16 protein-coding genes are annotated in these 16,933 nt (G+C 58.5%); 10 read left to right on the forward strand and 6 right to left on the reverse strand.

Annotated features, from left to right (window positions below; genetic code table 11):
• Positions 1-3 precede the first annotated feature (3 nt).
• The 4 genes from CRO59_RS21585 (at position 4) to CRO59_RS21600 (ending at position 2,114) form a co-directional block, all read left to right on the forward strand.
• A complete protein-coding gene (locus CRO59_RS21585; RefSeq protein ID WP_097089771.1) occupies positions 4-384 on the forward strand; it encodes a nuclear transport factor 2 family protein in 381 nt (126 codons plus the stop codon).
• Between the two features lie 59 nt (positions 385-443).
• On the forward strand, positions 444-830 hold the full coding sequence (locus CRO59_RS21590) for a nuclear transport factor 2 family protein (RefSeq protein ID WP_096796037.1): 387 nt from the start codon (positions 444-446) through the stop codon (positions 828-830).
• Positions 831-933: 103 nt separating this feature from the next.
• The gene (locus CRO59_RS21595) at positions 934-1,371 is read left to right on the forward strand and encodes an SRPBCC family protein (protein ID WP_097089769.1); all 438 of its coding nucleotides are present in this window, start codon (positions 934-936) and stop codon (positions 1,369-1,371) included.
• Positions 1,372-1,502: 131 nt separating this feature from the next.
• Positions 1,503-2,114: a dTMP kinase gene (locus CRO59_RS21600; RefSeq protein ID WP_097089767.1), complete on the forward strand. Its 612-nt coding sequence runs from the start codon at positions 1,503-1,505 to the stop codon at positions 2,112-2,114.
• A 183-nt stretch (positions 2,115-2,297) separates the two neighbouring features.
• Here CRO59_RS21600 and CRO59_RS21605 read toward each other — a convergent pair whose 3' ends face one another.
• From CRO59_RS21605 to CRO59_RS21625, 5 genes are all read right to left on the reverse strand, one after another.
• Positions 2,298-2,813 carry a cupin domain-containing protein gene (locus CRO59_RS21605; RefSeq protein WP_097089765.1) on the reverse strand — a complete coding sequence of 172 codons (516 nt, stop codon included), beginning with the start codon at positions 2,811-2,813 and terminating at the stop codon, positions 2,298-2,300.
• A gap of 133 nt (positions 2,814-2,946) precedes the next feature.
• Complete coding sequence (locus tag CRO59_RS21610) at positions 2,947-5,349, reverse strand: TonB-dependent receptor (RefSeq protein ID WP_097089763.1); 2,403 nt, start codon at positions 5,347-5,349, stop codon at positions 2,947-2,949.
• A 67-nt stretch (positions 5,350-5,416) separates the two neighbouring features.
• Positions 5,417-6,379 carry a FecR domain-containing protein gene (locus CRO59_RS21615; protein WP_097089761.1) on the reverse strand — a complete coding sequence of 321 codons (963 nt, stop codon included), beginning with the start codon at positions 6,377-6,379 and terminating at the stop codon, positions 5,417-5,419.
• On the reverse strand, positions 6,379-6,888 hold the full coding sequence (locus CRO59_RS21620; RefSeq protein ID WP_097089759.1) for a sigma-70 family RNA polymerase sigma factor: 510 nt from the start codon (positions 6,886-6,888) through the stop codon (positions 6,379-6,381). Before CRO59_RS21620 ends, CRO59_RS21615 begins: the two co-directional genes overlap by 1 nt.
• Before the next feature lie 95 nt (positions 6,889-6,983).
• Positions 6,984-7,880 carry a helix-turn-helix domain-containing protein gene (locus CRO59_RS21625; protein ID WP_097089756.1) on the reverse strand — a complete coding sequence of 299 codons (897 nt, stop codon included), beginning with the start codon at positions 7,878-7,880 and terminating at the stop codon, positions 6,984-6,986.
• A 161-nt stretch (positions 7,881-8,041) separates the two neighbouring features.
• Here CRO59_RS21625 and CRO59_RS21630 point away from each other — a divergent pair, with 161 nt between their 5' ends.
• The 5 genes from CRO59_RS21630 to CRO59_RS21650 all read left to right on the forward strand — a co-directional run bounded on the left by CRO59_RS21630 (position 8,042) and on the right by CRO59_RS21650 (position 14,377).
• Positions 8,042-9,400 carry a glutamine synthetase family protein gene (locus tag CRO59_RS21630; RefSeq protein ID WP_097089754.1) on the forward strand — a complete coding sequence of 453 codons (1,359 nt, stop codon included), beginning with the start codon at positions 8,042-8,044 and terminating at the stop codon, positions 9,398-9,400.
• A 181-nt stretch (positions 9,401-9,581) separates the two neighbouring features.
• Positions 9,582-10,670: a polyamine ABC transporter substrate-binding protein gene (locus CRO59_RS21635; protein ID WP_041063835.1), complete on the forward strand. Its 1,089-nt coding sequence runs from the start codon at positions 9,582-9,584 to the stop codon at positions 10,668-10,670.
• Positions 10,667-11,968, forward strand: coding sequence for an FAD-binding oxidoreductase (locus CRO59_RS21640; protein WP_097089752.1), 1,302 nt, complete (start codon positions 10,667-10,669; stop codon positions 11,966-11,968). Before CRO59_RS21635 ends, CRO59_RS21640 begins: the two co-directional genes overlap by 4 nt.
• A gap of 185 nt (positions 11,969-12,153) precedes the next feature.
• Positions 12,154-13,809, forward strand: coding sequence for an intermembrane transport protein PqiB (locus tag CRO59_RS21645; protein ID WP_097089750.1), 1,656 nt, complete (start codon positions 12,154-12,156; stop codon positions 13,807-13,809).
• A 16-nt stretch (positions 13,810-13,825) separates the two neighbouring features.
• Positions 13,826-14,377 carry a membrane integrity-associated transporter subunit PqiC gene (locus CRO59_RS21650; protein WP_097089749.1) on the forward strand — a complete coding sequence of 184 codons (552 nt, stop codon included), beginning with the start codon at positions 13,826-13,828 and terminating at the stop codon, positions 14,375-14,377.
• Here the strand turns inward: CRO59_RS21650 and CRO59_RS21655 are convergent.
• A complete protein-coding gene (locus CRO59_RS21655; protein ID WP_097089747.1) occupies positions 14,335-15,645 on the reverse strand; it encodes a HAMP domain-containing sensor histidine kinase in 1,311 nt (436 codons plus the stop codon). The two genes, CRO59_RS21650 and CRO59_RS21655, sit on opposite strands and share 43 nt — an antisense overlap.
• Before the next feature lie 451 nt (positions 15,646-16,096).
• Here CRO59_RS21655 and CRO59_RS21660 point away from each other — a divergent pair, with 451 nt between their 5' ends.
• Complete coding sequence (locus CRO59_RS21660) at positions 16,097-16,639, forward strand: histidine phosphatase family protein (protein ID WP_256578471.1); 543 nt, start codon at positions 16,097-16,099, stop codon at positions 16,637-16,639.
• The last annotated feature ends 294 nt before the right edge of the window (positions 16,640-16,933 follow it).

The raw sequence follows: 16,933 nt of genomic DNA on the forward strand, positions 1-16,933 counted from the left end.
CTCATGTCCACCTCAACTTATGTTCAGGAATACAACGCAATCGTCGACGTGCTCAGCCAGTACAACGAAGGTGGTGCCAAAGCTGACAGCGCCTTGATGAAGCCCGCATTCAGCCAGCAGGCCACCATGTTCGGGGTCGACGACGGCAAGCTCGTCGGCGGTGCGATCCAGAACCTGTACGACGTCATCGATAACGCGTTCCGCCCGTCTCCGGAAGCGCAAGCGGCGATCGTTCGCATCGACATCGTAGGCACGGCAGCCAGCGCCCGGGTCGATACCGACAATGTTTCAGGATTCCGTTTCACCGACTTCTTCAACCTGCTGAAGGTTGAAGGTCAGTGGACGATTGTCAGCAAGATCTACCACACCCACCCAAGCGCCTGAGCCGTTGAATGCAATTGGCGAGGTGCGTCGCGCCTCGCCCTTACTGGAAGGAGAGACCCATGTCGAAAAACATCAAGGCAGTACCCACCGCTGAGTACAACGCTGTCATCGCCATTGCCAATCAGTATGTTGAAGGGCTGCGTGTGGGCAGTGCACAGAGTGTTGCGCAGGCGTTCCATAAAGACGCTGTGATGTACGGATTCACCAATGGTGAACTGCTGGGCGGCCCGATCAGGAATCTGTTTGATTTCGTAGAGAAGAACGGCGATGCCCCGAACATCATCACCCGACTCGACGTACTGGCGATCACGCCAACCACCGCCGTGGTTCGTGTCGATATGGAACAGGATGCAATCGGCGCTGATTACAACGATTACCTGACCCTGATCAAAATCGACGGGGCCTGGAAGGTCATTGCCAAGGTTTATCACCAGTTCGAAGGTTGAGCGTCTTCCGATCCCGGTTGATCCATACCGGGACCGGATTTCATCCACCTCTGACGTGCGCAGAGGTCAGGTTCGAAAACAGTTGATTTTGAGGGTGTACACGATGTCGATGGTTGAGTTCTCCGCTGTCCTGGACAGCGATATAGCGCACGTCTGGAGCGTGTTGAAGAGGTTTGGTGAGATTGGTAAATGGCATCCCTCCATTTTGGAAAGCAGCATCGAGGACAACCAGCCCGATGGATTGGTTGGCTGTATTCGCAAACTCATATTGGTCGATGGTGCTGTGGTCAGGGAGCGTCTTTTGTCGGTCGATGATCGCAATACGATGCTGTCTTATCGCTTCGAGGAGGCTCCGTTACCGTTGGACAACTATGTAGCTACTGTTCAATTAGCCTCGCTGACTGGACAGTCAAAGACGTTCATCCGTTGGTCGGCAAGCTTCGATCTGCAAGATCTCAATACTGCCGAACACTATGAGGCGCTCGTTAGAGGACTGATCGTGGACGGCCACAACAGTCTCCAGTCATTTCTCCAGCAATAAGCTGCGGAGGGCGGTGAAGTAGGGTGAGGGCAGGGCCATGCCATTGGAAATGACAATTCAGCCACTGGAATGCCAGAAATGCCAGGAATGCGGTTAGAGTGACCCTCCATAAATCCATCGTTATGTGAACAATGAATCGTCCGCTGTTTGTTTCTCTGGATGGCCCCAAAGGCACCGGCAAAACCACGCTGTTGGAGGCCGTTACGACGGCACTGAGGGCCGGCAACAAGAAAGTCATCCGGCTCTGCGAGAGAAAAAGCGATCCTTTCCGGGGTGAAACCATGGCCCTGATCAACTCGCTTGTCAGAAATCCTTCCCGGGATCTGGAATGGGCTGTGTGCCAGCGCCTGGCTGATAGTCGGCGCTGGATTTCCCGAAACGTGCTGACGGAGCAGCCGCTGGACAGCATTATCCTGATTGATCGCTGGTATCCGTCTGATGCAGCGTTTCGCCGAACCATCCCGTTTGCCGAGATTCTCCAGTTGAACCTGGATCGAGACGTGCGAGTGCCTGACCTGCATGTTGGCGTTGTCACCAATCCGGACATTTCATGGGCAAGGGCTGCGACAAGATCGCGAGGATTGGGCGGCACTGTGATCCAGAAGTACGCAGAGCATATGGCGTGTACGGAGATGTTCGAGCAAGCGGTAAAGGAGCACGGCTGGGTTCTGTGCCGTAATGAGGGAACAATCGAAGACGCTACGATGCAGGTGGTTTCTGAGATTTATAGGGTGCTGGAGTGATGTTGGAGTGGAGACAGATGTTGGTGCAGGAAGGCGCGTAGCGTAATACTTGGTTTAACATAATATACATTACACGTAACAAGATGTTTCAGGGTTAGCCCGGTTGCACGCCAGATTTCAATCCAGAGTTTTACCCTGAGTCCTCTTTTCAAAACCTTAGCCTTGCCTGCAATTGGCGGACCTTCAATCAGCATCCCGCGTCAGTTTTTCAATCAGCATCCGGTGCTGTGGAAATTGCGCAATCAGTTTGCGTCGATCACCCATCTCCATATCCGCAAAATCAAATCCCGGCGACACGGCCTCGCTGATCAAGCCAAATCCATGTTCTCCCTCGAGCAGTCGCGAAGCTTTCCAGATTCCGCCAAGCACGTGCATTTGCAGATGCTGTCCCGCCAGAATGTCGTTGCCCATTACCAGCGTTTCCAGCGAGCCGTCAGCATGGATCATGCTGTACTCGATGGGATCGCCCAGATGGAAAAAATGCACAATGTCGGAATGATTGAAATGAAACTGGCCCACTGGTGATTGCTCGGTCAACAGGTAGTAAATCGATGTCATCAGGTACCGTGGGCCACCGACGGTATCGAGCATCTCTCTATGATCGGCCTGATAGGTTCTGCGAAAGTAACCGCCTTCCACGTGAGATTGCAGATCTAGCGCCTGAATCAAGGCCTGTGCGTTTACTGTGCGTTGAGACATGCTCTGCTCCGGTGGATGGCGGCGTATTTTACGATAGCTCTACTAAACGGCTATTTAGTGTAGTTAACAGAAGATCGCTGAATTTCGAAGATTTTACCCTCCTTTTAAGCGCGCACTTGTTTAACAAAGCAAATCAGAAATCCACCGTTGCTGATAGCAGATAAGTCCTCGGCGTCGAAAGCGTCAAACCGGGTTCGCTGTCATCTGATGCGCCTGCCGAACTCCAGTAGCGTTTATCCAATACGTTTTCGACATTGGCGCGTACGGTGATGGTCTTGTCGTCCAGTTTAAAGGCGTAACGCGTCCCCACGTCGAATCGCTCCCATGAGTCGATTTCCTTCTGGTTGGACTGATCCAGATACTGCGAACTCGAATAGATTCCACGGCCTGTCAGCGTCAGCCCCTGCATATTGGGTACATCCCACTCTGCGCCGAGATTGACGTTGTATTTGGGTGTCGCGGGCGCGCGGTTACCGTCAAAGGTTCCATTGGTGGTCTGGGTCAGTTCGCTGTCGATGTACATCACGCCGCCGAGCAATCGAAACCCTTTGAACGGTTCGCCGAACACACTCAATTCCACACCATCGTTTTGTCGTTTGCCGTTCGGGCCGAAGACTCGTGTCGAGGCGTTGGTTTCATAAGCAGGCTGTTTGATCCGGAACACAGACGCTGTAAGCGCATACGAACCCGCGTCATATTTGGCCCCGACTTCGACTTGTCGGCTGATAAAAGGCGGGAAGATTTCATCCTCGTTGATCGACGTCGATGGCGCAATTTTCCCTTGGCTGAGGCCTTCCATGTAGTTGGCGTAGAGCGAGAGCTTGTCCGTCGCCTTGAACAGAATGCCGCCCGATGGCGAGAGTTTTTCTTCGTCATAGGCTGTGTCGCCCTTCACATCATCGCTCCAGTCGTCGACTTGAACCCTTTGCCAGCGGGCGCCCAGGGTCAGCAACAGGCGATCATCGAAGAACCCCAGCGTATCGGACAGTGCGACGCCGCTGAAGCGGTTTTCCGTGTAGACCCTGGCGTCGTAGCGTGTTGGCGTGCGCGGCTTTGCGGTTTCCACCGGGTCATACAGATTGCTGCGCCCTGCTGCATACCGCGCGCCGCCATTTTCGAAATCCATGTAGAAGTAGCTGGCCGCCAGATTGACCTCGTGGCTGACTGAACCGGTATGGAACCAGTTGCGCACACCCGCCGTGGCAGTCCGGACATTTTCGTCACGAGTGAAGTCCCGCGGTTGAACGCTGAAGTCGCCGGCGTCGTTGGTCACCGACACCGCATGCCGAAGGAAATCGTGGTTACTGTTACGGGCGCCGACGCCGCCATACAACATGACCGAATCGCTGACGTCGAACTCGCCATTGAGCGTGCCAAACGTATCTTTGGTTCGCGCCTGGCTCCAGGGTTGCGCGTAGTTGTCGCGCACATCATCAGCATCCGGAACTTTCGCGTTTGCACCGACCTGCACACGTTCTTGCGGTGCATCGGTATCGCGCTCGGTGTGACCGATATCGGTGGAAAGCCGCAGGCGCTCACCGCGAAAATCCAGGCCCAGCACTGCCATGTCGCGATCGACGCTCTGGTGATCCCATTCAGTGTCACCCGATTGTTTGACGCCGTTGAAACGCAGGCCGAACTGGTTGTCCTCACCAAAGCGACGGCCGATGTCGACGGCGCCGCCGAGCTGATTGTTCGAGGCGTAACTGGCCGTCAGCGATGTATTCGGCTGATCGCCGGCGCGCTTGGGCACCACGTTGATCCCCCCTCCTACACTGCCCCGCGGCGAAATCCCGTTGATCAGTTGGCTCGGGCCCTTGAGGATGTCGACGCGCTCGGCCATTTCCATGTCGATCGTGTAAGTGGGCAGAACCCCGTAGAGCCCGTTGTAGGAAACATCGCTGTTGAATAGGCTGAAACCGCGGATGGTGAATTGCTCATAACGGCCGCCTGCCGGGTTGGTCGCACGTACCGAAGGGTCGTTGGCGATCAGATCTCCCAGAGTGCGGGCCTGCTGGTTTTTCACCGTTTCGCTGGTGTAGGTGGTCATGCTGAACGGGGTCTCCATGAAATCCTTGGAACCCAGCAGTCCTTGCGAGCCTCGGCGCGCCACCTGGCCACCGGCAAAGACCTCGGAATCCGTGCTACCCGTCGATCCAAGGATCGAAGTAGGTGCCAGTTCCAGACTGCCGCCGTCCGGCGCAGGAATGACTGTGTAAGCGCGGTCGCCCGCCGGTTGCAGCTGTAGACCGGACCCCAGCAACAACCGGGTAAAGCCCTCCTCCACGCCAAACTCACCCGACAGACCATTGCTGTTGCGCCCGCTGACCAAGGCCGGATCTACCGACAGATTGACCCCGGCCAGTCCGGCAAAACGGGTCAGCGCCGCACCCAGGCTGCCGGCAGGCACCTGATAAGCGCGGCGGTCGGCGCTTTCCGCCCAACTGCTGGGGATCAACAGGGGGCTGGCACTCAGGCTCAACAAAAGGCTCAACTGCAACAACGGACGCAAACGACCTGGAAATACTGCAGGCATAGGAAAAAGCTCTCGATTTGGTTCACTTGCCTGGAATGACCAGCGAGGCGAAAAAAAGGGACAGATCTCAGACTGTTTTTTTGGACTGGGACAATTTTCGCGGAACGAGAGAGACCCAAAAGCGCGTGCGTTTCTGCACGTCGATCGGCAGGCTGGCCGCCAATAGCGAGAGCACTTGATCGGTGTTATCCAGGCGAAAACTGCCGGTGATGCGCAGCGCCTCCAGCTCCGGATCCCAGCGCAGCACGCCAGGGCGGTAACGGCTCAATTCGCGCAGAAAATCCCCCAGCGGCTGGTTCTGCGCCATCAGTACACCGTCGCGCCAGCTCGGCATCGAGACATCAAACGCCCGGACAGCACCCGCGCCAGAAGCCTGCAGCCTGATCTGCTGGCCCTGATCGAGGATCAGCGCCGGCCCGTTTGACGGTTGCAACTGCACCGAGCCACTGACCACCGACACATTGCAGTCACGCTCATTGAGACGCACGCAAATCTCACTGTGACTGACGATGATTCGCCCGTACGGCACATTGATGATCAGCGCTGAGTTGCCTGGTACATCAAGGGCCATCTCTCCCCGCACCAGCGTGAGCTGACCGGCAGCAAGATCCATATTGACGGCGCTGTCGGTATTGAGCTGCAACGAACTGCCATCGGCGAGCGGCAATTTTTTGCGTTCACCGGTGCCCGTCTGCAAATCAGCGCGCCAGACGTCCAGCGGCAGTTGCCGACTGAGCAGCCAGGCCGCCGGCACCAGTGCCGCGATGCCGAGCGCGCGTTTCAGCGCGGCCCGACGCGCAGGATCCGGACGATCCAGCGTAGCCATGGCTAACGCAGAAGGCAGAGCGGAAAACCGTTCGCGCAAGCGCTGGATTTTCTGCCACGCGTGTTCATGCCGGCTATCGCTGTTGCGCCAGGCCTGCAATTGCGCATGATCGTCAGCGCCCGCTTCGCCGGACTCCATCAACGCCAGCCATTGCGCGGCGGCGCGGGCGACTTCGCGGGCTTCATCACTGGGGGCTACGCGCATCAAAGCTCCACCAGCAGACAATGCTCGTAGGCCTGCGCCATGTAACGTTTGACGGTGCGTTCGGACACCTGCAAGCGCTCGGCGATTTCGCGGTAACCCAAGCCTTCAAGCTGACTCCACAAAAACGCCCGGCGCACTGCTCGCGGTAAACCATCAAGCAACTCGTCCAGTGCTTGCAGGGTTTCCAGCAGCAGCCAACGCTGCTCGGGCGATGGCACGCACTCCTCCGGGAGCTGCGCGAGGGCTTCGAGGTAGGCTTTTTCCAGACTGCGGCGGGTGTAGAAGTTGCTCAGTAGACGCTTGCCCACGGTCAGCAGATAGGCACGAGGCTCACGCATGTCGGCAATCGGTTGCGAACTGCACAGCACGCGCATGAAGGTGTCCTGGCTCAGATCCGCCGCATCCCAGGCGTTGCCCATGCGTCGACGCAGCCAGGTTTCCAGCCAGCCTCGGTGATCGCGGTACAGCGCGTGCAGGCTCTGCTCAGATGGCGTGGCGGCTTCAATCATCTCAAGAGACCCTGCGCGAAGTTAGATTCAAATGAGACTGATTCTATTTAACTTCGCTTGGGACACAAAGATCTTTTTGTCCGTGACGGCAATCTCTAGCGTTTCAGCGTCTCGCTCGGCAGCTCTTTGAACAGCGCCCGATAACTGCTGGAAAACCGCCCCAGATGCCAGAACGACCAGCGCATCGCCACCTCAGCCACGGTGGTTTCCGTGGGCCGGCGATTGAGCAATTCGCGGTGTGCACTGTTAAGCCGGCGCAGGCGCAGCCAGTGGCTCGGGGTCATACCGGTATAGGCTTTGAACGCCTGCTGTAATTGCCGCAACGGCACCCCTGCGACCTTCGACAGTTCGAGCAGATTGACGGTGTCTTCCGGCGAATCTGCCGCCCACTCCCCTACCCGCTTCATGATCATCCGTTCTTCGCTACGCCGCTGTAATCCGCCGCGATCAAGACGGGTGTGTGCGTTGTCGAGGATGAACAGGCAGTCTTCGAGTAACTGCTGAGTCAGTGAATCTTTATCAAACGGATCAACAGCTTGCGACAACTTCGTGAGAGTTGAGCTTAACCAGCGACTGAACAAGGCGTTCTGCCCGCAGTTAAGCGGCGCCATGAACAATCCTTCGAGTCTCGCCACATCCAGACCGTGCTGACGGACGAATTTCGGGCCGAACACCACGGCGATTTCCTGGTAGTTCTCCGGGGTGATCCAGATGTTGCGGCTGTCTTCGTTGAGCAGATACAGCGCGTTGTCGCTGCGATCGAAACAGAAGGCCAAGGCACCCGATGGTGCGCTGAACGTTTGCTCGACGCGGGTGTTCATCTGTTCTTCGTAGACCTGCACACCTTCCAGGTCCAGATAGCGGATCTGCCCGGCGAAATGTCCGGGAGACATTTGCTGGTAATGCTGGACCCAACCCGGCGTGGCGCGGATCTGTTCGCTGACATCAGCGGTATTGAAAGCCTGAACCTGAAGCGGATTACACGTTGTCATGGGAGACCTTGCGCACTCTTTTGGTGCGCTTTGGTGCTGCTTAAAGTGGATAGATGGAACGGCAAGGCACGCCCAAGATAGTCGTCAACGCGCCACAGGGGAAGGGGCGGAAGATGAAACCCGCCCTCCCCGGCGTCTATAAAACCAATAACGAGGTCTTTATGAATGCCCCTTTCGATCAGCTGTTCACGTGGCTGAAAGATCACAAGATTACCGAAGTTGAATGTGTGGTCAGCGACCTGACCGGCATCGCCCGCGGCAAGATCGCACCGACCAACAAGTTCCTGCATGAGCGAGGCATGCGCCTGCCGGAAAGTGTGCTGCTGCAAACGGTAACCGGGGATTTTGTCGACGACGACATCTACTACGGCCTGCTCGACCCGGCCGACATCGACATGGTCTGCAAACCGGTGAGCGACGCCGTGTATGTGATTCCATGGGCGATCGAGCCGACCGCCATCGTCATCCACGACACCTTCGACAAGTTCGGCAACCCGATCGAACTGTCGCCGCGCAACGTGCTGAAAAAAGTCCTGCAGCTGTACACCGACAAGGGCTGGAAGCCGATCGTGGCGCCGGAAATGGAGTTCTACCTGACCCAGCGCTGCGAAGACCCGGACCTGCCACTCAAGGCGCCGCTGGGGCGTTCGGGCCGTGCCGAAAGCGGTCGGCAATCGTTCTCGATCGATGCCGCCAACGAATTCGATCCGCTGTTCGAAGACGTCTACGACTGGTGCGAGCTGCAAGGCCTGGATCTGGACACGCTGATCCATGAAGACGGCCCGGCGCAGATGGAAATCAACTTCCGTCACGGCGACGCACTGGATCTGGCCGACCAGATCACCGTGTTCAAACGCACCCTGCGCGAAGCGGCGCTCAAGCACAACGTCACTGCCACGTTCATGGCCAAGCCGATTGGTGACGAACCCGGCAGCGCCATGCACCTGCACCAGAGCGTCGTGGAGATCGCCACCGGCAAGCCGATCTTCGCCAATGCCGACGGCACAATGAGCGAGCTGTTCCGCCATCACATCGGCGGCCTGCAGAAGTACATCCCGAAAGTGCTGCCGATGTTCGCGCCGAACGTGAACTCGTTCCGCCGCTTCCTGCCGGACACTTCGGCGCCGGTCAACGTCGAGTGGGGCGAAGAAAACCGCACCGTCGGCCTGCGAGTACCGACCTCCGGGCCGGAAGCCATGCGCGTGGAAAACCGCCTGCCGGGCGCCGATGCCAACCCGTATCTGGCGATCGCCGCGAGCCTGCTGTGTGGCTACATCGGCATGGTCGAAGGCATCGAACCGAGTGCCGCCGTCGAAGGCCGCGCCTACGAACGCCGCAACCTGCGCCTGCCGATCACCATCGAAGACGCGCTGACGCAAATGGAAGAGTGCGACACAGTTGCGCGTTATCTGGGCAACAAGTTCGTACGCGGCTACGTCGCGGTCAAACGCGCCGAGCATGAAAACTTCAAGCGCGTGATCAGCTCCTGGGAGCGCGAGTTCCTGCTGCTGAGCGTCTGATCCATCTCACAAAGCCCCTTCACCTCTGTGGGATGGGCTTTTGTGGGAGGGGGCTTGCTCCCGAAAGCGGTCTGTCAGTCACAGAAAATGTTGAATGTACCGGCCTCTTCGGGAGCAAGCCCCCTCCCACAGGAATTAGCTAACCACCTGAAAAATCCAAAAAATTCGAAGAGGTGTCGATATGCGTCTATTGAAATCCATGGTTCCCGCCGCACTGGCGCTGTTGTGCAGCACCGCAGCCCTGGCCCAGCCACAGGTCAGCGTCTACAACTGGACCGACTACATCGGTGAAACCACCCTCGCCGACTTCCAGGCCAAGACCGGGATCAAGGTGATCTACGACGTTTTCGACTCCAATGAAACCCTGGAGGGCAAGCTGCTCGCCGGCCGTACCGGCTACGACGTGGTGGTGCCGTCCAACCACTTCCTCGCGCGTCAGGTGAAGGCCGGGGCGTTCCTCAAACTCGATCGCGAGCAGTTGCCGAACTGGAAAAATCTCGATCCGAAATTGCTCGAATTGCTCGAAAAGAACGACCCGGGCAATCAGCACTCGGTGCCGTACCTGTGGGGCACCAACGGCATCGGCTACAACGTCGACAAGGTCAAGGCTGTGCTCGGCATCGATCACATCGATTCCTGGGCGGTGCTGTTCGAGCCGGAAAACCTGAAGAAACTCACCCAGTGCGGCGTGTCGATGATGGACTCGGCGGACGAAGTGTTCCCGGCGATCCTCAACTACATGGGCATGGACCCACGCAGCGAAAACCCGGAAGACTATAAAAAGGCCGAAGCGAAACTGCTGAGCATTCGCCCGTACATCACCTATTTCCACTCCTCGAAATACGTTTCCGATCTGGCCAATGGCGATATCTGCGTAGCCTTCGGTTACTCCGGCGACGTATTCCAGGCGGCCAACCGCGCCAAGGAAGCCAAGAACGGGGTGAATATCGCTTACGCGATTCCGAAGGAAGGCGCCAACCTGTGGTTCGACCTGCTGGCGATCCCGGCCGACGCCAGCAACACCAAGGAAGCCCACGCCTTCATCAATTACCTGCTCGATCCGCAAGTGATCGCCAAGGTCAGCGCTTCGGTCGGTTACGCCAACCCGAACCCGGCCGCCAAGCAGTACATGGATCAGGCGCTGGTGAACAATCCCGAGGTCTACCCGTCGCAGGCGGTGCTGGACAAGCTCTACATCTCCTCTACCCCGCCCCAGTCGATCATGCGTCTGATGACCCGGTCCTGGAGCAAAGTGAAGTCGAACAAATGAATCAGTACACGCAAGAACACGCCCGCTCCTATTACGCGGCTTCGGCCCGGGCCAGTACGCCCTGGCCGACACTCGACGGTGATCTCACCGCCGATGTCTGCGTGATCGGCGGCGGCTTCACCGGGGTCAACACCGCGATTGAACTGGCGCAGCGCGGGCTGTCGGTGGTGTTGATTGAAGCCCGACGCATTGGCTGGGGCGCCAGCGGGCGCAACGGCGGTCAGTTGATTCGCGGCATCGGTCACGAGGTCGAAGGCTTTGCCCGCTATGTCGGCAATGACGGCGTGCGTTACTTGCAGCGCGCCGGGATCGACTCGGTGGAACTGGTGCGCCAGCGCATCACCGAGAACGCCATCGAGTGCGACCTGCGTTGGGGCTTCTGCGAGCTGGCCAACACTCCGGCGCAATTCGCAGCGTTCAAGGACGAACAGGTCAGCCTCGACGAACTCGGTTATCAACACCAGACCCGTCTGGTCGGCCCGGAGCTGATCCGTCAACAAGTGGTCAACGCCGACATCTACGCGGGTGGTCTGATCGACATGGGCTCCGGCCATCTGCACCCGCTGGATCTGGTGCAAGGCGAAGCGCGTCTGGCGGCGTCCCTCGGTGTGCGAATCTTCGAGCAAAGCCCGGTGCTGCAGATCATTCATGGCGAAACCGTTGAAGTGCGCTGCGCCACCGGCAGCGTTCGCGCCGGCAGTCTGGTGCTCGGTTGCAACGCGCATCTGGATGAACTCGAACAGCAACTCAGCGGCAAGGTCCTGCCCGCCGGCAGTTACATCATCGCCACCGAGCCGCTGTCCGAGGCGCGCGCCGCGCATTTGATCCCGCACAACCTCGCGTTGTGCGACCAGAAAGTCGGCCTCGATTACTACCGGCTCTCGGCGGATCGACGCCTGCTGTTCGGCGGCGCCTGTCATTATTCCGGGCGCGATCCGGCGGACATCGCCGCCTATATGCGCCCGAAGATGCTCAAGGTCTTCCCGCAACTGGCGGACGTGCGCATCGACTATCAATGGGGTGGCAAGATCGGCATCACCGCCAACCGTTTCCCGCAGGTCGGCCGGCTCAAGCAGCAGCCGAACGTGTTCTACGCTCAGGGTTACTCCGGGCACGGCCTCAACGTCACGCACTGGTGCGCCAAGCTGCTGGGCGAAGCGATTCACGCCGGCCACAGTCAGGGCATGGATGTGTTCAGCGCGGTGCCGCACATGACCTTCCCCGGCGGCCCGGCCCTGCGTTCGCCGCTGCTGGCACTGGGCATGTTCTGGTATCGCCTGCGTGAAATCCTCGGCTAACGCTCGCCCCTGTAGGAGCTGCCGAAGGCTGCGATCTTTTGACCTTAAAAACCAAGATCAAAACATCGCAGCCTTCGGCAGCTCCTATACGTAACCTTATTTGCTCTATCGCCAAGCACTTCTATATTGATGAAGTGCTTTTGCGTTCCTGACGCTCAGCATCCACCAAACCGAGGAGGACATGGATGAAGTCGTCAGCCGCCGATGAGCCACGAGCACCGGGCCAAGCGCCGATCAAGACGCGTCGCTTCAGTATTTCACTGGTGTGGATCGTGCCGATCGTCGCGGTGCTGGTCGGTATTTCGCTGGTGGTGCACAACCTGATGCAGGAAGGCCCGACCATCGTCGTCAACTTCAAGACCGGCAGTGGCCTGACCGCCAACAAGACCGAGGTCAAATACCGCAATGTGGTGATCGGTCAGGTGACTGACGTCGAGTTGAGCGGCGATCAGAAGAGCGTCGACGCCACGATCAAACTGGCCAAGCAGGCCGAAACCTTTACCCGCGAAGACTCACACTTCTGGGTCGTGCGCCCGCGCATCGGCGCTGGTGGTGTGTCGGGCATCGACACCCTGCTCTCCGGCGACTACATCGGCGCCGACATCGGCCAGTCCGACAGCCGCGCCAAACACTTCAAGGGCCTGGAAAATCCACCGCCGATCACCTACGGCGAACCAGGCAAGCGCTTCATGCTGCACGCGCCGGATCTCGGCTCGCTGGACATTGGTTCGCCGGTTTACTACCGCAAGATTCCGGTCGGTCAGGTGGTTACTTACACCCTCAATCCCGAGGGCAAAGGCGTGGACATAGAGGTGTTCATCCATTCGCCGAACGACGCGTTCGTCACCGAAAACACCCGGTTCTGGAACGCCAGCGGTATCGACATCAATGTCGGCGCCAACGGCTTTGCGGTGAAAACCGAATCGCTATCGACCATGCTGGTCGGCGGCATTGCCTTCCGCGCCCCGGATTACAGCCCCAACGACGTTGCCGCCGCCGACGACAAGGATTTCGAACTGTTCGCCGATCAGCAGGCCGCCCTCGCCCCGCCCAACGGCAAGGCGCAATACATGGTGCTGCGTTTCGAGCAGTCCTTGCGCGGGCTCAAGGTCGATGCGCCGGTAGAATTTCTCGGCATGGAGATCGGCCGGGTGGTCGGCATCAATCTCGATTTCGACGCTAAAAAACGCAGCTTCCCGCTGAACGTCGGCATCGTCATTTACCCGCAGCGCCTCGGTCAGGCCTACAAAAAAATGCTCACCGAATTCAAGCACGATCCCGACGACGAAGCCGCCGGCATTCGTTTGCTCGGCACCTTCGTCGACAACGGTCTGCGCGCCCAGGCCCGCAGCGGCAACCTGCTGACCGGGCAGTTGTACATCGCGCTGGATTTCTTCCCGAAAGCCGAGAAAGTTGCGTTCGACGCGACGGCCCGGCCGGTGGTCTTGCCAACCGTGCCCGGCAGCCTCGAACAGTTGCAGGAAAAACTCGAAGCCGTGGTCGACAAGCTCAACAAACTGCCGGTCGAACGGATTGCCGGCAACCTCGACAGCAACCTCGTCGAGCTGCGCAAAGGCCTGACCCAGTTCAATGCGAAAACCCTGCCGAGCGTGCAGACCACCCTGGCCGACGTCAGCAAGACCTTGCAGTCCGCCAGCTCGACCCTGGCCGAAGATTCGCCACAGCGCGAGAAACTCACCGAGACCCTCGACGAACTCGGGCGCATGTCGCGTTCGCTGCGTGAGCTGTCGGATTATCTCGGTCGCCATCCGGAATCGCTGATTCGCGGTCGTCCCGACAACGCGGCGCCGCTGGATCTGAAAGGACCGCCGCGCAATTGAGCACAGGAGCTATCCCATGGCTTTACCGCTGAAGATCACCGTGCTCGCTGCGTTCCTGCTTTTGGGCGCCTGCCGCAGCGAGCCGATCAACTTTCACACCCTGACCCCGGTGCAACTGCCGCCGTCCCGTGCCGGCGCGCAGATTCCGATCGAGGGGATCAGCGTGCCGCCGCAAGTTGACCGCCCGCAAATCGTCATCCGTCAGGGTAACAATGGCCTGGCGATTCTGGAAACCCAGTGGTGGGGGGCGAGTCTGGCGGATGAGCTGCGCAGTGCCTTGAACGATCAACTGAGCAATACCGGCAGTGGCGGCAACGTCTCGGTGCGCATCGATGTGCAGCGTTTCGACTCGATCCCCGGCCAGTACGGACTGATCGACGTCAAATGGCGCCTGCGTCCCAGCGGTGCGGCGGACAATGCTCTGCTGACCTGCCATTCAACCTTGCAAACTCCGTCCGGCCCGAGCATCGACGAACTGGTGGCCGCGCAACAGAACAACGTCAAACGCCTGGCTGCATTGATCAATCAAGCGGCGGGTAATTCTCGCGCCTGCCCGTCGGCCTCCTGAGCCGCCGACAGCGTGACGGTGAAACGGCAGCCGTTCGGTTCTCGAGTCACCAACTGAACCTGCCAGCGCTGATGGCTGCAGATCCGCTGCACCAGTGACAATCCCAGCCCAAGGCCTTCACCGCGCTGCTCGTCACCGCGCACGAATGGCTGGAACATCGCGTGGCGTTTCTCTTCCGGAATACCGATGCCGCTGTCCTCGACCACGAAGCTGTCCCTGAGCAGGGTCAAGCGGACAAAGCCCTGATCGGTGTAGTGCCAGGCGTTGCGCAGCAGATTGCCCATGACCGACTGCAAGAACGTCAGGTCATAACGCGTGGCGCCCGCCAGTTGTGGCTCGTAGATGAATTCCAGGCCCTTTTCACGAATGAGTCGCCCCCAGATTTCCACCTGGGCATCGGCGATCGATTTGAGTGTGCAGGTCGATTCGGTGCCAAGCTCTTCCGGCTTGCGTGCCAGCATCAAGAAGGTTTCGACCAGTTGGCGCATTTCAGCGCTGGCCCGGGCAATGCGTGTGACCTGCTGGGTGGAACGCGGATCCAGCGAAGGGTTGGCCAGCAACAGCTCGCAGGAGCTGGCCAGAATCATCAACGGTGTGCGCAGTTCATGACTGACATCACTGGTGAAGAGTTTTTCGCGGTTCAGGGTTTCGCGTAACCGGCCGAGTGTCTGGTCAAAAGACAGGGCCAACTCCCCTACTTCATCATCGGCGTAATCCGGATGCAGGGCCGGCGCCAGCGCGATCAATTGATCACGATGCCGCACCTGCCCCGCCAGGCGAATCACCGGCGCCATGACCTGCCGCGCCAACAACCTGCCGAGCGCGACCGCCAGCATGACACTGAGGATGAACCCGACTATCACCACCACGAACAGCAGGTGTTCACGCTGCTCGAAGCTTTCCTGATTGCGCAGCAGCACATACTTGCGTCCGCCGACTGCCTCGACCATCGCGTAGAAATCGTCACCGTTGAAGGTGATCTCCTGAAACCCCTGGGGCAGTGCTGCCAATTGCGGCGTCAGTGCCATGGGCCCCGGGCCGTTCTCGAAAAAAAACAGTTCGCTCTTTTCCGGCTCGTGGCGCCACTGGTTGATGTCGTCCATCGCCAACAACCGGCGCAGTCCACCGCTGAGGGCGGTCATGGTCAACTTGTGCTCGACGACATGCACGGTAGCCACAATGCCCATCGCGAAGACACCGGCCACCACCGCACTCATCAAGGCGAACACAATCACAATCCGATTGGCGAGGCTTTGCTTGAGGTCCATCCGGTTCAATGACTCCAGTGCTGATGTCAGGGCTGCAAGGGGCGGCGCGACGACGTTGACCAATATTCGCAGCTTCGCCTTGCCCGGCGTTGTTGTTAAGTGTTTAAAACAAACAAAACGGGTATTTGAGTTTATTTATCAAATAGCCGTTTTAGTTAACACACGCCGGACCTCGCAAATTTTTCACATGTTCTTCACTGCTCCGCCACGACTCTGAACGTAGTGTTCAGCAGCCATTCAAGTAGACCACCGTAAAGTAACTAACCTCCTGGAGCTTACGTTGCACTGCGCGTGTACTGAGTGGAACTCGGGAATGACAAGGGGCAACGTCGTGGTTGAATTAGTACACGTACAATCAGCGTCCAGGCGATGGGATCTGTCTCGTCCGCGCACCTGGGCAATCATTGCTGTCGGTTTGCTGTTGATTACACTGATTTGTGGCTTCGTCTGGATGCAACGTTCGCCCGCCAACCTGCGCTATGCGAGTGCGTCGGCTACCCAGGGATGGGTGAAGGCCTGGCAGGCCGGTGAGGTCGTCGCACTGGTGCGACATACCGAACGTTGCGACCGCTCGACCAATCCCTGTCTGGGGCCGGCAGACGGTATCACCCAGGCTGGCAGCATTGCTGCAGCCCAGGTAGGCCGTGGCTTTACGCAACTGGGCCTGGAAAAGACCCAGTTCTTCAGCAGCCCGTTGACGCGCACCCTGCAGACTGCGCATTACATGCTCGGCCACGATGCCGTGGCGGCGGAATGGCTGGAAACCTGTGGCCCGACGATGCGCAATGAATTGGTGGCGCACAAGACCCCGGGACAGAACATGATTCTGGTAACCCACAGCGGCTGCATCGCCGATTTCGAACGGCAGACCGGTTACCCGCGCGCGGTCGCCGCCGAATATGGCAGCACTGTTTTAGCCCGGATAGATGCGCAAGGAAAACTTGAAGTAATTGGCATCATGAATCCCGAAGGCTGGCAACGACTGGCCAAGTAATCATCAAACTTAGTCGAGAACAAACGGCTCGGCCAATGCTCTGGCACAGGGTATCGGCGTGTATGAAATTTGTAATAAGAAATGTTTTTTACTTTCCCGAACTGGAAAAAAATAATTTTAAAGCTTGTCTTCTCGAGGAGAACTTAACGCTGGAAGCAGACCCGTTCTCTGAATGCAGGACACGCCCATCGGCCGTGCTCGCCTCTGCATTCATTCAACCCAGTGCCGCACCTGCAACGGAAATTGCCGGGCCGTCACTGAAACGCACACTTTGTACTGCACCAAGGTCCAGTC

It is taken from the genome of Pseudomonas sp. LAMO17WK12:I5, assembly GCF_900215165.1.
GTDB classification, from domain to species: Bacteria; Pseudomonadota; Gammaproteobacteria; order Pseudomonadales; family Pseudomonadaceae; genus Aquipseudomonas; species Aquipseudomonas putida_A.

What these genes read in the sequence shown, in the direction of transcription:
- CRO59_RS21635 (WP_041063835.1), top strand. Translation starts at nt 9,582, where the DNA reads ATGCGTCTATTGAAATCCATGGTTCCCGCCGCACTGGCGCTGTTGTGC.
- CRO59_RS21660 (WP_256578471.1), top strand. Translation starts at nt 16,097, where the DNA reads ATGCAACGTTCGCCCGCCAACCTGCGCTATGCGAGTGCGTCGGCTACC.
- CRO59_RS21640 (WP_097089752.1), top strand. Translation starts at nt 10,667, where the DNA reads ATGAATCAGTACACGCAAGAACACGCCCGCTCCTATTACGCGGCTTCG.
- CRO59_RS21630 (WP_097089754.1), top strand. Translation starts at nt 8,042, where the DNA reads ATGAATGCCCCTTTCGATCAGCTGTTCACGTGGCTGAAAGATCACAAG.
- CRO59_RS21585 (WP_097089771.1), top strand. Translation starts at nt 4, where the DNA reads ATGTCCACCTCAACTTATGTTCAGGAATACAACGCAATCGTCGACGTG.
- CRO59_RS21650 (WP_097089749.1), top strand. Translation starts at nt 13,826, where the DNA reads ATGGCTTTACCGCTGAAGATCACCGTGCTCGCTGCGTTCCTGCTTTTG.
- CRO59_RS21645 (WP_097089750.1), top strand. Translation starts at nt 12,154, where the DNA reads ATGAAGTCGTCAGCCGCCGATGAGCCACGAGCACCGGGCCAAGCGCCG.
- CRO59_RS21620 (WP_097089759.1), bottom strand. Translation starts at nt 6,888, where the DNA reads ATGATTGAAGCCGCCACGCCATCTGAGCAGAGCCTGCACGCGCTGTAC.
- CRO59_RS21610 (WP_097089763.1), bottom strand. Translation starts at nt 5,349, where the DNA reads ATGCCTGCAGTATTTCCAGGTCGTTTGCGTCCGTTGTTGCAGTTGAGC.
- CRO59_RS21605 (WP_097089765.1), bottom strand. Translation starts at nt 2,813, where the DNA reads ATGTCTCAACGCACAGTAAACGCACAGGCCTTGATTCAGGCGCTAGAT.
- CRO59_RS21615 (WP_097089761.1), bottom strand. Translation starts at nt 6,379, where the DNA reads ATGCGCGTAGCCCCCAGTGATGAAGCCCGCGAAGTCGCCCGCGCCGCC.
- CRO59_RS21600 (WP_097089767.1), top strand. Translation starts at nt 1,503, where the DNA reads ATGAATCGTCCGCTGTTTGTTTCTCTGGATGGCCCCAAAGGCACCGGC.
- CRO59_RS21655 (WP_097089747.1), bottom strand. Translation starts at nt 15,645, where the DNA reads ATGGACCTCAAGCAAAGCCTCGCCAATCGGATTGTGATTGTGTTCGCC.
- CRO59_RS21590 (WP_096796037.1), top strand. Translation starts at nt 444, where the DNA reads ATGTCGAAAAACATCAAGGCAGTACCCACCGCTGAGTACAACGCTGTC.
- CRO59_RS21625 (WP_097089756.1), bottom strand. Translation starts at nt 7,880, where the DNA reads ATGACAACGTGTAATCCGCTTCAGGTTCAGGCTTTCAATACCGCTGAT.
- CRO59_RS21595 (WP_097089769.1), top strand. Translation starts at nt 934, where the DNA reads ATGTCGATGGTTGAGTTCTCCGCTGTCCTGGACAGCGATATAGCGCAC.